This window comes from uncultured Clostridium sp., assembly GCF_900547735.1.
Lineage (GTDB): Bacteria > Bacillota > Clostridia > Lachnospirales > Lachnospiraceae > Otoolea.
Map to the genome: position 1 here is coordinate 1 of NZ_URHZ01000028.1, position 14665 is coordinate 14665.

Sequence of the window (14665 nt, forward strand, 5' to 3'; positions counted from 1 at the left end):
CGGAATTTAGCGCCCGAATTTCTGCGGTGGACGCAGAACTCGGCATGCGCAGGTATAATGTTCACTTTGTGTACATTATACCATATTCACTTCGTGAATACGGTGTCTCCGACGGAATTTAGCGCCCGAATTTCTGCGGTGGACGCAGAACTCGGCATGCGCAGGTACAATGTCCACTTTGTGAACATTATACCATAATACCAGTTTTATTTTTTAGAAAATAGTTCCACATAAAAAATAACCGCCATAATAATTAAGCTGAGAAAAAACATGACGGGAAAAGCCATTGTCTGTCCGCGTGGCCGGGGATGAAATATCTGCCCTATGTCAGATGTTTCTTAAAAATAGATAAAATTTTAACATATTTATTGCACAAGTAAAATACGTTTAGTATACTAATAAATATCCCGGTAATGCAGTGATACGCAATTAACCGGACAGAGTAAGGTAACGGAGTAATCAGAAATCAGGTGGCGGTTATGATATTTATCGGCGGAATCAGTTCCGGAATGAAACAGATAGAATATTTAAAAACGGTAATCTGCAACAGATGCGGAGCCTATGGAAGATATCAGGTTTATATGACCTATATGTATTTCAGCTTTTTCTTTATCCCTCTGTTTAAGTGGAACAGGCGCTATTATGTGAAGATGTCGTGCTGCAATGCCGTGTACGAGCTGAATCCGGAGATTGGCCGGATGCTGCTTCGGGGAGCGGATGTCGAAATCCGTGACGAAGACCTGAAACTGTGCCGCGAGGGAAATGGAAACCCGTGGGAGCAGGAGGAACGTGCAGGACATACATATGGGGAACAGAACGGCTCCAACTGCCTGCCGGAGCATTCGGGAAAGAAGTGCCCGAACTGCGGATACGAAGCGGCGGAAGATTTCTCCTACTGTCCGAAATGCGGCAGCAGGCTGGAAGATTAGATTTACGTTTGAATCAAAGAAAAGAGAGGTAGAGAAGATGTTAAAAGCAGGAATTCAGGGAAGACAGGAAGTAATGGTGACAGAGGACAATTCTGCAAACGCTCTTGGAAGCGGTCTTCTGGAAGTATTTGCAACACCGGCTATGGTGGCTCTTATGGAAAAAACAGCATGGATGAGCGTTGCCCCTTATATGAATGATGGTGAAGGAACCGTTGGAACGAAGCTGAACATCAGCCATATGTCCGCCACACCGACGGGAATGATCGTATGGTGTGAGAGTGAGTTAACGGAAGTTGACGGAAGAAGATTGGTATTCCATGTGGAGGCCTTTGATGAGAGCGGAAAAATCGGCGAAGGCGAGCATGAGAGATTTATTATAAAAAATGAGAAATTTATGAGTAAGGCGGCGGCTAAAAGGAAATAGTGGATGAAAAATGAGGACGCCGCCGGACGGCCGGGGGACGGGGCGGTGGTGTTAGAGGTTATGAGTCTTTGGTTTCGGGCGGATGGTGTCGTGAGGTGGGGGAGGAGGAAGAAAGAAACCTCCTACGGGGACCGCTTCCGCTTATGGAATGCGCAGCGCTTCTAAGCTCGATAATACCTCGCTAAGAAGCGGCGGATTCCAACGTCCCCTGCGGAGGTTTTTTCTTCCTCCTCCCCCACGGGAGTCTATGAACCGGAACCAAAGACGCCGGGGGTATCGCCCACCCCGTCCTCCCGGCCGTCCGGCGTCTGAACTGTCCTATTTCTTCAAAGGGGGGAGGAGGGATTGCCGAGGCCACTACCCGTATCAGAAAGAGGTAAGGGAATTATGGTTGGAATAATAGATTAAATGCGTAACAAAATGTTTCTATTTTTGCTATGCGCTGCAGCTTCAAATTAAAGAGGAGATTAATTGCCTTTGCTAAACGAACCGCCACCTCTATATGTATTTACAGTACAGGTATACGTCTGACCGCATTTAGGACATTTTATGACATGATAAATGACATCATCTTTCCATTGCCCATTCACATCTTTGTGACAACCTAATTCACAGTTGCCGTCAATTAAAACGAAGTGTTGGATATCAATAAGTTCTTTGATATAGTTAACAGCCTTTTCATACTCGTTAGGTGTCTGAAATTTGTTTTTCAACTCTATTTTAGAGCAATAATCACACATACCGTTACCTTTCTTAATTTTCTTTCCATTTCTTTCACTAAACCCTTATGCGAACTGGATTTTATTGGTGGGTTATTTCGGTACTTCCCATACGCCTGTTTGCTCATTTTTCTTCAACACCAATGTATACCCACCATCACCCTGATAGAAGTAAATCTCCAAATCATCTGGTGCTATATCTAGTGCAAACGAATTTTCAGAACCAAACGAACTATTTAATCCACCGAAAGTAGAGTAAAACTTCAAGTAGTGAGGTTTTACACCACCACCTTCATCTTTATAATCTCGGATATAGCCCATAGAGGATGCAACTGCAACATGGAGTGTTATTTCAGTGCCATCTTCTGATTCAGAATAATCAGTCAATACTACACTTGTCTGCTTCATAAAACCTGTCCCCACAAGGTAGAACACGCTCATTGAAATTGCAACAGTTAATGCGGCTGCTATGATTTTTTTCAAGTTTCGTACCTCCTTATCTAATTCTGTATTTTGAACTTCTGCGATATATATTAAGCATTGATATGTAAAATTTTCTTCTCTAGTTTGCCAAATATCCGCTGAATTTTACGTATTACGCGGTGGTCCATGATTCAAAAAAAATATACTCATCTCCCGTTTCAATCAGATAATCGAAAGAGTTCCAAGCATTAAGATCACCATATCGAGTTATAGAAAGAACAGGAGATGGGATTGCAATATCAAGTAATTTATTCTTAATATCGAATCCGTCTATGGCATCCGCCTGCATATATTTGATACTTGAAGCGCCCTCACACGAGAAGTATTTTGGTATCCAATAATCCTTTAAATGTTTTTTCCACTCATCAGTTTTGAAATTATTCTTCCATGGTTTCTCTGTTTTCTGCCATTCCTCATGCTCATATAATGAATAGATAAAAAGGATAGGAAGCGCCATTTCTAAGGAATTACAGCATGATTTAGAAACTGCGCAAAAATAGGCCCCTTCTTCCCTACAGTCATGTGAATATACGCTATTGCTGCGTATGCTGTCTTTATAATTTTCTATAGCTATTTTTGAGGCACATTCAGCAAAATAATCTATATCGCCAAATAACTTACTTACTGTATTTTTCATAAAAACAACCTCCTGTTTCTATATCCGTACTTAGTGTCTAATATAAATTGCCGTTCCTTCGCTCTCCTTGCCTAATGCGCATTATTTCCAGCTATTTGTTTCATTCTACGTTTTCTATACAATTCTGTCAAATGTACATAGAGCGCCTTAAGGCTTCTCGCATGCATCCCCCTCGCCCCCAAAATCAGGACAGACAGTAGTGGCCGTTCCGGGACGGGGTGGACAACAAACCCGGCGTCTTCAGTCCCGGGTCATAGACTGCCCGTGGGGGAGGAGGAAGAAAAAATCTCCGAAGGGGACGTTGGAATCCGCCGCTTCTTAGCGAGGTATTATCGAGCTTAGAAGCGCTACGCATTCCATAAGCGGAAGCGGTCCCCGCAGGAGATTTCTTTCTTCCGTAGCCCCCACCTTACGTTATCCATCCTCCCGGGACTGAAGACTCACAACCTCCCACTCACCACCCCGTCACCTGCCGTCCTCATTTTTCATATTGAAGCCCCCCGGCTTTTAGAATATAATAAAGAGAACACAAAACTCAGCATTCAACACACGATGGCAGGCAAGGAGGCCGAAAATCCATGAAAATAACCTATATACATCACAGCTCTTTCTCCGTAGAGTTTAACCATGTAACCATGCTGTTTGACTACTATGAGGGGCCTCTGCCCGATTTTGACAGGAGCAGGCCGCTGGTGGTTTTTGCCAGCCATTTTCACGGTGATCACTTTGCACCGGTGATATTTGACCTGGCGGAGGGGAGAGAGGATATTCAATATGTTCTCTCCAAAGACATTAACAAAAAGAAAGTGCCGGAGCATCTGCTTGATAAAGTGATGTTTGTAAAAGCCGGTGAGAAATACAGGCTGTATCCCGGGAAAAACGAAAAGACGGAGGAAGGCGGAAATGCGGAGCCGGACGGCGTTACCATGGATATAGAGACTTTTAAATCCACCGATGAGGGCGTGGCATTCTGGATTTCCTGTGAGGGAAAAGAGATTTACCATGCCGGAGATTTGAATAACTGGTGGTGGGAGGGCGAGGACAAAGCCTGGAACCACAATATGGCGGCCAATTATGCAAAAGAGATGGATAAGATGACGGGACGCACGGCGGATGCGGCTTTTATTCCTCTGGATCCGCGCCTGGAACAGTGGTTTTATCTGGGGATGAAAGAATTTATGGAAAAAGCCGATGCAAAAGCCGTAATTCCGATGCATTTCTGGAAAGACTACAGTATAATTGAAAAGATGAGACAGCATCCGTCCAGCAAAGGATGGAGAGAGCGTCTGATAGAGATTCACAGAGAAGGAGAGGAGCTTGACATATGAAATTCACATTTGCACATAATAACTTTAATGTAGTAAACCTGGAGAAATCCTTAAAATTCTACGAGGAGGCGCTGAACCTCAAAGAAGTGCGCAGAAAAGAAGCAGCGGACGGCAGCTTTATTCTGGTGTATCTCGGCGATGGTGAGACGGGCTACCAGCTTGAGCTGACCTGGCTCAGAGACTGGGAGAAGGATTCTTATAACCTGGGAGATAACGAGTTCCATCTGGCATTTGTAACGGATGATATGGATGCATCCCTGAAAAAGCATAAGGAGATGGACTGCGTCTGCTTCGAAAACCCGGCCATGGGAATCTACTTCATTTCGGATCCGGACGGATACTGGCTGGAAATTGTGCCGGCAAAATAAGAATGCCGCAGCCCTAAGGCCAAATGGAAATTGGGACAGTAACCAAAACAACAACCGAAACAGTGAGGAGAAAATCATGCTTATAAAAAACGGACGGGTCATAGACCCGGATAGCGGCTTTGACGGCCCCGCCGATTTACTGGTTGAGGACGGGAAGATAAAAAAGATAATCAGACGCGGAACCAATGAAAACGGCCCCGCCGAAGCGCCGGAAAACAGCGTCGGGGAAGTGATCGACGCGTCGGGGCTTATCGTTGCCCCGGGACTGGTGGACGTGCATGTGCATTTTCGCGATCCCGGACTGACATACAAGGAAGACATCGTGACGGGAGCGGCCGCGGCAAAGGCGGGCGGTTTCACGACGGTGGTCTGCATGGCAAACACGAAACCGGCTGCCGACAATCCGGAGACGGTCGGATATATTATTGAAAAAGGGAAAACAACCGGGATTCACGTGCTGGCGGCCGCGGCCGTGTCAAAGGGCCTGAAGGGACAGGAGCTGACCGACATGGAAGCGCTCAAGGCCTGCGGAGCCGCCGGATTTACGGACGACGGCATTCCCCTGATGGATGAAAAACTGGTGAAAGCAGCCATGGAGAAGGCAAAAGAGCTTGATCTGCCCCTCAGTTTCCACGAGGAGGATCCTGCATTTATCTTCAATAACGGAATCAACCGGGGCGAAGTTTCTGAGAAACTGGGCATCGGAGGTTCTCCCGCGCTTGCAGAGGATTCTCTGGTGGCCCGTGACTGTATGATCGCCCTCCACACCGGGGCGGCGGTCAATATCCAGCATATCAGTTCCGGAAATTCCGTGAAAATGGTGGCTCTGGCCAAGGAGCTGGGCGCCGATGTGTGGGCGGAGGTGACGCCGCATCACTTTACACTGGATGAGACGGCTGTGCTTGAGCATGGGACTCTGGCAAAGATGAACCCGCCCCTGCGCACGGCAAAGGACAGGGAGGCGCTGATTGAAGGGCTGAAGAGCGGAGCGATCGATATTATTGCCACGGATCACGCCCCGCACAGCAAAGAGGAGAAAGAAAAAACGTTTACGGAAGCGCCAAGCGGAATTATTGGCCTGGAGACCGCCCTTCCTCTGGCAGTCACAAAGCTTGTAAAGGCCGGACATCTCACCTACCTGGAGCTGATGGAGAAGATGTGTCTGAATCCGGCCAGGCTCTACCGCCTGGAATCAGGGCGGATCAGAGAGGGCGGGGATGCCGACCTCGTGATTTTCGACGACAGCGAGAAGTTCATTGTCAGGGAGTTTAAGTCCAAATCCTCCAATTCTCCATTTGCGGGAGAGGAGCTTTACGGTAAAGTGAAACTCACAATCTGTGGTGGAAAGGTGGTATATCGGGCGTGAGCAGACATTATAAAGCGCTTTTAATGGATGTGGACGGCACACTCCTGGATTTTGACAGGGCGGAGGCCGCGGCATTTGTAAAGGTGCTGGCAAAATACGGTTTAGAGCCGGAAGAGCGCTATGTGCAAGAGTATCACAGAATTAACCAGGAGTGCTGGGAGGCATTTGAAGTCGGACAGATGGAGCGGGATGATGTTCTGACGGTCCGCTTTGAGCGCTTCTTCGGCGCCCATAACCTGCCGGTGAGCGGCAGGGAGGCGGAGGATGCATACCGCGTCTGGCTTGGAGAAGGTGCCTACCTGATGGAGGGCGCGCTGGAAATTCTCGATTATCTGAAAGAACGGTATGAGCTCTATGTGGTGACCAACGGCGTCGGCGCCACACAGAGAAAACGGCTTAAGGCCTCGGGACTTTCCGGGTATTTCCGGGAGCTTTTTATCTCCGAGGAAGCGGAAAGCCAGAAACCGCAGAAGGAATTCTTCGACTACTGTTTTGCCCGCATTCCGGATATCAGGCCGGAGGAGATGATGGTGATCGGGGATTCCCTGACATCCGATATCCAGGGCGGAGTGAATGCGGGAGTCGACACATGCTGGTTTAACCCGCAGGGGAACGAGAACAGGAAAGCGCTCCCGGTAACAAGAGAAATACGCAGGCTTTCTGAGCTTAAAACATTCCTGTAATACTGACAAGGAGAAACAATGATGAAAACAATGTTAAAGCGCGGAGCCGGTATTCTGATGCCGATTTTCAGCCTGCCGTCCCCATACGGAATCGGCACTTTTGGAAAAAGCGCATATGAATTTGTGGATGCCCTGAAACGTGCAAGACAGAATTACTGGCAGGTGCTCCCGATGGGGCCGACCAGCTACGGCGACAGCCCGTACCAGTCCTTTTCCGCCTTTGCCGGAAATCCTTATTTTATCGACCTCGATACGCTGAAGGAAGAAAAGCTTCTGACCCAGGAGGAGATAGACGCCTGCTACTGGATGGAAAAGCCGGAAGAGGTCAAATACGACGCAGTGCATTATTACCGTTTTCCCCTTCTGAGGAACGCATTTGAAAGAAGTTTACATAAAGAGACGGAAGAGTATGCAAAGTTCTGTGAGAAAAACAGCTACTGGCTTCCCGACTACAGCCTCTATATGGCCCTTAAGAAACATTTTGAGGACAGAGAATGGCTGACCTGGGACGAGGACATCAGACTCCGGGATCCCGAGGCGATTACAAGGTATGAAAAAGATCTGGAAGAAGAGATAGACTACTGGAAATTCCTGCAGTATAAATTCTTTGAACAGTGGGAGAAGCTTAAGGCCTACGCGGCGGAGAATGCGGTAAATATTGTCGGGGATATCCCGATCTATGTGGCGCTTGACGGTGCGGACGTGTGGAGCCATCCGGAGCTTTTCCAGCTGGATGAGAACGAGCTGACGCCGGTCAGGGTGGCCGGAGTGCCGCCGGATGCATTTTCCGACGAGGGACAGCTCTGGGGGAATCCTCTCTATGACTGGCAAACCATGGAGAAGACGGACTTTGCCTGGTGGAGGGAGAGGATGAAAGCTTCTGCCGAGCTCTACGACGTGATCCGCATCGACCATTTTATCGGAGTGGTCCAGTACTACTCCATTCCGTACGGAGCCAAAGACGCGAAGGACGGAAAATGGGAGAAGGGACCCGGAAGGAAGCTGACGGATGCAATCAACGAGGCGGTCGGGACGACAAAAATTATCGCCGAGGATCTGGGAATCTTCAGCCAGGATGTAAAGGATTTGCTGGCGGAAACAGGCTATCCGGGAATGAAAATCATCGAATTTGCTTTCAGCGGAGACCGTTTTAATGAACATCTTCCGCACTGCTATGATCCGAACTCCGTTGTGTACGGCGGAACCCATGACAATGAGACGCTGGCCGGATACTTTAAGCCGGAGAAAAGACAGTGGTGGGAACTTCAGTATATCGCGGATTATCTGGGCGCGGCCCATCAGACCGAGGTCGTAGACAAGGTTTTCCGCGCGGCCTACGGTTCCGTGGCAAGCGTGGCGATTTTCCAGATGCAGGATGTGCTCAAACTCGACAACTGGGCGAGGATGAACACGCCGAGCACGGTGGGGGAGAACTGGAGATGGAGGATGAAACCCGGACAGTTCGGCGACGAACAGACGGGATATCTGTCCTGGCTGGTTGATACATTCGGGCGTTTCCAGGATGGCCGTTAAATCAGACTCAAACCGACAACCGAAGGAATTATGACAGGAGGACATTATATGCAGAAAAGAAAGACCGGAAAATATGCAGCAGCGCTGCTCTTAACAATATCCATCGCGGCCCTGGCAGCCGGCTGCGCAAAGAAGACGGATCCTGCGGGAACGTCACAGCCGCAGGGAGAGACGGGAACCTCCCAGGCCGTAGTTACAACGGAGGAGAGCACCGAAGATCCGAGGACAATGCCGGAACTTAAATCCGAAGATGAGATTAACATCATGTGTGGCACCGTGAAAGACGCGGGAATGAATACGCTGGTGGTGGCTAATGAGGAGTACCCGGGCGGCGTCGTGTTCGCCAAAGAAGATGCGGCGGTGAGCCTGTCCGAGGGACTTGTCATCGATCATGAGGTCACCGTATTTTACCGCGGGAAAATAAACCTGACAGACTCCAAGTCCGTGACCGCCGAGCTGGTCCGGGACCCCAGAGAGGGAGATAAAGACTGCCGGGCGGGCGTTGTTTCAGGCGAAGTGCTCGGTGTCGGCATGAGCGTCATCACAATTCGTACGGAAGAGGGAACCGAAGTCTCCTTTGAGCAGGATCCCAAGCCGGTTAATCTCTCGGCGGGACCCGTGGAGGGCGATGAGGTCACGATTTTCTATTCCCACAAAAAGGACGGGACGATTTACGTGCCGGAGCTGATCCAGGATAAAGAAAAGTAACCGGGAGTCGGTGACGGAATCAGGAAAGCCGAAGGCCCGATGGCACAGTAAGAAGAATTCAGAATTTAAACGCAAAACGGACAGGACTGAAGAGGCCGATTTACCTTCAGTCCTGTCCGCTTTTTTGTAACACGGTAAAACTTTTCCCAAACCTGCATTTTCAGCATAGTCGGCATAGATTACGAGTATATTTACGGTTCCTGGCTGACGCCTTCCAGAACAATATTACCGCTGGACAGGAGCGCGCCTCCGCAGCCGTCTATGCGCTTTGTCCCGGCTGCGTAGAATTCGCCGCCCTTCTGCATTACGCTGTTTACCATGGTGCTCATGGCCTGGTCCACGGCAATGCGCACGGGGCGGTGGCCTTTTTCTTCCAGCAGCTTTACCGTATCTTCGGATATCCCAAACTCAATTTCCAGCCCCTGCGCCCTGGTCAGGCAGTTCACGTACGGAGCGTTTACGAGCTGTTCCGGGTTCATGCCGAAGTCAACCGCATTGATGATTCCCTGGAGCGTACCGGTGATGATTCTGGGGCCTCCGGCGGCTCCGATGGCGAGAAACGGTTTTCCGTCTTTAAACACCATGCTCGGGCTCATGCTCGACAGCGGAGTTTTGCCGCCTTCAATGCTGTTGGCGCTTCCGTAGGCCAGGCCCTGGCTTGTCATCGCTCCTGCGGCGGCCGAGAAATCGGACATGGCGTTATTCAGGATAAATCCCAAGCCGTCTACCACGATTCCGCTTCCAAACCAGTCCCTGACGGTCTGGGTCTGGGAAACGGCATTGCCGAACCGGTCCATGATGGAGAAATGGGAGGTATTTCCCGGATACTCCTTCGCCTCGATTCCCTCGGCCGGCGCATATTCACCCGCATGGCCGTCCGTCAGCCGGAATCGTTCCCCGGCATGTGTTTTACTGGTCAGGCGTTCGGTGTCCACCGCCACAAAGTCCGGGTCGCCCAGAGCAATGCTGCGGTCGGCAAATCCCAGTTTCATCGCCTCTGCGATCGCGTGGATGCTGGCCGCGGTATTGTGCCCCATGCTCTGCAAGTCACTGTTTTCCAGGATATTGAGCATCTCGATCAGTGCGCATCCGCCGCTTGGGGGAGCGAAGGAAACGACATGATATCCCCGGTAGTCCGTCTGAACCGGGCGGCGGAATTTAGGCTGATACTGTTCCAGATCCGACCGCTCAAAACAGCCCCCGCGCCTGTTGATTACAGCCACGATCCGTTCTGCAATTTCACCGCTGTAAAATACGTCGACTCCCCTGTCTGCGACGGTTTCCAGCAAAGCGCCCAGCTCGGGATTCTTCTGAGTTTCACCAAAACGGTAAAATTCTTTTTCTCCCTTTAAGTACAGCTTCCGGAAATCCCCGGAAAGGTCCATTTTGCGTTTCACGGAGTCATCATACATGGTCAGCGCTCCGGTGTAGCTGGTTCCGAATCCTTCCTTCGCATACCGGATGGCGGGGGCGGCAGCTTCTTTAAAGGACATTGTTCCGAACCGTTTCAGCATATTGTCCATCGTCCTGAGAAGGCCCGGAAGGGCTACGGACTGTCCTCCCAGATCCTTCCACTCGTCCTGAACTTCGCCGTCCTTTAAGAACAGATCCGGCCCAGCCTGCGCGGGGGCGGTTCCCCTTCCGTCGAGAGCGTAGACCTCGTCGTCTTTTTCACTGTACAGGAGGCTGAAACAGCCTCCGCCGATTCCGGAATGATGGGGTTCCACCACGGATAATGCCAGAGAGACGGCCGCCGCCGCATCGAAAGCATTTCCCCCGTTTTTTAATATCTGGAGGCCTGCCCTGGCTGCATAGATATTGTTGCAGCTCACCGCGCCGTAATCACCGCGGGCGACCGGTTTATCCCAGTGGGACGGCCACATGTAAATCTGTTTTTTCTGTTCCTGGCACATATTAAGCTATCTCCTTTTTACTCGTCATAAGCGAGACAATAATTCCGACTGAATATGTAACAACCACAACCGGATATACTGCTTCCATCTTGTCGGTCAGTCCGAGAAGCATCCAGGTAACGCCCACTACCATACCGGTCAGCATGCTCCAGAAAGCGCCCTGCCTGGTGCAGCGTTTCCACATTAAACCGGCCAGGATTGCGAAGCTGACCGGGGCTGCCGCTACGTGCTGAAGCGTTAAGAACAGGTTGGTCAGAGACTGGCTGGGAATCAGGAAAGCCGGAATCAGGGTAAGGTAGGCAAAAATAAACGTAACGGATTTGGAAATTTTTAAGACCTTCTGATCATCGGCTTCCGGTGCGATTTCCGTCTTGTAAATATTCGTGATGATGGTTCCCGTAGCAAGCATCATGGTTGCCATTGTAGCGGCGATGATCATGGTTGCAAATGCAAAGATGACACCGGCGAAAACAGGACTGCTGAAGGTTTTAACGGCATAGGCAAAAGCAGTTGAACCGTCGCCCAGATCGGCGCCGGACGCTTTTGACAGCATACCACAGATTGCCGTGAAAAAACAGATCGGTGCGGCGATCAGATAGCCGAGAATTGAACCGGTCCTTGCAGCCTGAGGGCTCTTTGCGGCCAGAAGAGGCTGAAGCACGGCCTGCATAACCGCGGTGCTGATGCATCCGCCCAGGATCCACGCAACGATACGCTGTGTCGGCATATTCCCCATGGAATCATATTTTTCAGGAAGCTGGTCAAATAAGCCGCCGAGGCCTCCGAAATTGGAAAGCGTTGTGAAGGTAAAAATAATAAGCAGGATGTAGATACCGATGCAGACAACACGTCCTACGGCCGATGCTCCCTTCATACCGGAAAAGCTGGTGTAGAGTACGGCTACGGTAACGCCAATCAGCATTGCGGCCATCAGGTTCATACCCGGCAGTACAATCTGGATGATGCTGGCTACCGTCTTTAACTGAATCGGGATATAGAGAAATCCGTAAACGATCCAGGCGTAGGAGTATAGGCGCGTGGTCTTTTTGTCAAACCGGTTCTGCAGATAAGCGGGAACCGATTCGCCGGGCATTCTTTCCCGGATAATTTTGGCGAAGACGGCCAGGGCGATAAAATAGAAAGAACCCGCGATGGAATACCATGCGCCGGAAATTCCGAGATTGTAACCGTTCTGCGCCGCGCCGACAACGGCCATGCCGCCGATTTGCCACGCTGCAAAAATACAGCCGAGGGAAACGGCGCCCATTGTCTTGTCTCCGCCGGACCACTGATTCGCCGATTTCACTTTTGTACCGGCATAAACTCCGACCCCAATGATCAACATAAATGTAATAATCCATACAGCAATTAACATACTTCTCCTCCTTTGATTGTTTGACAATGAAGAGCCGCCGTAGCGTACTTTCCGTTGTTTACACTGACACTTTGTTTAGTTTAGCATTGCCGATAAAATGAACGTCCTTCCCCTCCTCACCTTCCAGTAATATATTACATATTACATGTTACATATCGATAGTATAGCACGATTGACTCGGATGTCAATTATTTTTCGCGGAAAATGTCTGTTTTTGCGGTTCGCGCTGCTATCCTCGGGTTTTCTGTGGACTTTCGCTACGCTTCACTCACAAAAAACACCACGCGGGATCTCGGCTGTAAATAGTAACGTCTGAACCCGCTTTTTCTCTCAATTTAAGGCGGTAACCCAATTCCCGAGTGTGCGGGTTTCCGTTGCATTTTTTTGCTTTTGTCGTTATACTTGTTTTATGGATATGTAATATATTTGATATGAGAGAAATTTGAGAGAAAACTGTTTTACAGAAGTAACCGTTTGGACGGCCATACTTTATGAAGTGGAAAATGATAAGGCCGCCGGGCCGTTACGCAGATTAATAAATGGAAGGATTTTATACTTATGAATGATGAATCTCTGCTGGGTGGAGGGTATATCCACACGAATACATTTAAGGAACAGGCATATGAACTGATTAAGGATGCCGTGCTTTACAACCGTTTCCGGATTGGAGCGGTCTATTCACAGGAAGCAATCTGCAATGAACTGGGAATCAGCCGCACGCCGGTGCGCGAGGCCCTGCTGGAGCTGCAGAAAGAAGGTTATGTCTGTTTTTGCCGGGGCAAAGGCGTGAAAGTAGTTCCCGTGACGGAGGATGACGCCAGGGATATTCTGGAGATGCGTATGTTAATGGAACGCAATAATGCCAGGCTGGCCGCCGTGAGGAGCACGGACGAGGAGATAGAGGGGCTGCTTCAGTGTCTCGATGAACTGAAAAGGAATCTGGATTCCAGGGACAGCCGTTTCCTCTACCGGATCGATCACAAATTCCACCGTGGGATTGCCAATGCGACCCACAATGGATGGATGAGCCGCGAGACGGGGCTGCTTTTAGACAATTACCTGCGCTTTGAGGTTAAATCAGTGTATAATAACTCGATTGATGCCCAGATTGTATGGGAAGAACATCAGGCTATCGGCGCTGCCATCCGTGATCGCAACCCGGAAAAGGCCGAGCAGGCCGTGAGCCGCCACCTGAACAATTCCTATAAGCGGACGCTCAGTCCATTATGGGAGGAGTAGGGAAACAAAAGTACGGTTTAAAATGCCGTTGGATTTACACAGATATTCCGAAATTAAAAATACACTCAAAGACCCGCTCTTCGAAGACCCGCAAACTGGTTTCGAGGGGCGGGTCTTTTATCAAACTTCCCATTATTCTGTTTTTTCTTTATCCTCATAGTCCACCAGATATCTCTCATAGGCATTAATTACCGTGGTATCACCATAAACGGAATTCCGCTTGAAATTTCCCCCATAATTTGCGTGGACATGGCCATGGATAAAGTAGGCCGGTTTGTATTTTTCCATCAGCCTGTTAAACGCCTGGAAACCGGTGTGCGGGAGATCCTCCCCGTCGTTAAAGCCGTAGGCCGGGGCGTGGGACACGAGAATGTCAAAGCCGCGGCTGTAGGCCAGTTTGGGCCAGAGCCTGGAGACACGCCGGTTCATGGCACCCTGGGTATACTGGTGGACGCCGTCGCGGTAGCGCATGGAGCCGCCCAGACCCAGGATCCGGATGCCTTTGTAATTGTAAATTTTATCTTCAATGCAGATACAGCCTTCCGGCGGCGTCTGTTCATAGCAGTCGTCGTGGTTGCCATGGACATAGAGCACCGGAGCGTGCGTAAACGTGGCCAGAAAGGAGAGGTACTGCGGGGCTAAGTCACCACAGGAAATGATAAGATCGACCCCGTCCAGCTTTGATTTCTCAAAATAATCCCAAAGGGATTTGGACTCCTCGTCAGCCAGTGTCAGTATTTTCATTTATAAAATCCTCGTATGTTATTCTGAATCCGTATCCCGTCGGATGCCTGCCGTCCTCAGCCCGGCCGGAATGGGCGGGGCTGTACAGGAACCATGGGTTACTGTGTCTGGTATCGTTTTTATGCGCTATTAACTTTAGAGCCAGATATGGCGCCGTGGTATCACCCGGAGTGTGATATCGCCCCAAAGCGTGATATTGCCTTTGGAGTTTAATAC

Annotated in this window: 14 protein-coding genes; 9 read left to right on the plus strand and 5 right to left on the minus strand. The window is 49.8% G+C overall.

Annotated features, from left to right (window positions below):
• Positions 1 to 479 precede the first annotated feature (479 nt).
• Both QZT18_RS10700 and QZT18_RS10705 read left to right on the plus strand, forming a co-directional pair.
• Entirely contained in the window at positions 480 to 929 is a 450-nt protein-coding gene (locus QZT18_RS10700; protein WP_294147632.1) for a zinc ribbon domain-containing protein, read from the plus strand.
• Between the two features lie 37 nt (positions 930 to 966).
• A complete protein-coding gene (locus QZT18_RS10705) occupies positions 967 to 1353 on the plus strand; it encodes a thioesterase family protein (protein WP_125141929.1) in 387 nt (128 codons plus the stop codon).
• 812 nt (positions 1354 to 2165) lie between these two features.
• Here QZT18_RS10705 and QZT18_RS10710 read toward each other — a convergent pair.
• Both QZT18_RS10710 and QZT18_RS10715 read right to left on the minus strand, forming a co-directional pair.
• Positions 2166 to 2555, minus strand: coding sequence for a hypothetical protein (locus tag QZT18_RS10710; RefSeq protein ID WP_294147636.1), 390 nt, complete (start codon positions 2553 to 2555; stop codon positions 2166 to 2168).
• A gap of 112 nt (positions 2556 to 2667) precedes the next feature.
• Entirely contained in the window at positions 2668 to 3192 is a 525-nt protein-coding gene (locus QZT18_RS10715) for a hypothetical protein (protein ID WP_294147638.1), read from the minus strand.
• Between the two features lie 578 nt (positions 3193 to 3770).
• Here QZT18_RS10715 and QZT18_RS10720 point away from each other — a divergent pair.
• From QZT18_RS10720 to QZT18_RS10745, 6 genes are all read left to right on the plus strand, one after another.
• Positions 3771 to 4520 carry an MBL fold metallo-hydrolase gene (locus QZT18_RS10720; protein ID WP_294147640.1) on the plus strand — a complete coding sequence of 250 codons (750 nt, stop codon included), beginning with the start codon at positions 3771 to 3773 and terminating at the stop codon, positions 4518 to 4520.
• Entirely contained in the window at positions 4517 to 4888 is a 372-nt protein-coding gene (locus QZT18_RS10725) for a VOC family protein (protein WP_294147642.1), read from the plus strand. Before QZT18_RS10720 ends, QZT18_RS10725 begins: the two co-directional genes overlap by 4 nt.
• 73 nt (positions 4889 to 4961) lie before the next feature.
• Positions 4962 to 6254 carry a dihydroorotase gene (locus tag QZT18_RS10730; RefSeq protein ID WP_366925857.1) on the plus strand — a complete coding sequence of 431 codons (1293 nt, stop codon included), beginning with the start codon at positions 4962 to 4964 and terminating at the stop codon, positions 6252 to 6254.
• Entirely contained in the window at positions 6251 to 6937 is a 687-nt protein-coding gene (locus tag QZT18_RS10735; RefSeq protein WP_294147646.1) for a YjjG family noncanonical pyrimidine nucleotidase, read from the plus strand. Before QZT18_RS10730 ends, QZT18_RS10735 begins: the two co-directional genes overlap by 4 nt.
• 18 nt (positions 6938 to 6955) lie before the next feature.
• Positions 6956 to 8470, plus strand: coding sequence for a 4-alpha-glucanotransferase (malQ, locus tag QZT18_RS10740; protein WP_294147647.1), 1515 nt, complete (start codon positions 6956 to 6958; stop codon positions 8468 to 8470).
• A gap of 48 nt (positions 8471 to 8518) precedes the next feature.
• Complete coding sequence (locus tag QZT18_RS10745) at positions 8519 to 9178, plus strand: hypothetical protein (protein WP_294147649.1); 660 nt, start codon at positions 8519 to 8521, stop codon at positions 9176 to 9178.
• A gap of 191 nt (positions 9179 to 9369) precedes the next feature.
• On the opposite strand, the gene ggt is transcribed toward QZT18_RS10745, so the two are convergent.
• Together ggt and QZT18_RS10755 are read right to left on the minus strand one after the other, a co-directional pair.
• Positions 9370 to 11091, minus strand: a complete 1722-nt coding sequence (gene ggt, locus QZT18_RS10750; protein WP_294147651.1) for a gamma-glutamyltransferase — start codon at positions 11089 to 11091, stop codon at positions 9370 to 9372.
• A gap of 1 nt (position 11092) precedes the next feature.
• On the minus strand, positions 11093 to 12466 hold the full coding sequence (locus QZT18_RS10755; RefSeq protein WP_294147653.1) for a sodium:solute symporter family protein: 1374 nt from the start codon (positions 12464 to 12466) through the stop codon (positions 11093 to 11095).
• 558 nt (positions 12467 to 13024) lie between these two features.
• Here QZT18_RS10755 and QZT18_RS10760 point away from each other — a divergent pair.
• Entirely contained in the window at positions 13025 to 13705 is a 681-nt protein-coding gene (locus QZT18_RS10760) for a GntR family transcriptional regulator (RefSeq protein WP_294147655.1), read from the plus strand.
• A gap of 132 nt (positions 13706 to 13837) precedes the next feature.
• On the opposite strand, the gene QZT18_RS10765 is transcribed toward QZT18_RS10760, so the two are convergent.
• On the minus strand, positions 13838 to 14449 hold the full coding sequence (locus QZT18_RS10765; RefSeq protein ID WP_294147657.1) for a metallophosphoesterase: 612 nt from the start codon (positions 14447 to 14449) through the stop codon (positions 13838 to 13840).
• Between the last annotated feature and the right edge of the window lie 216 nt (positions 14450 to 14665).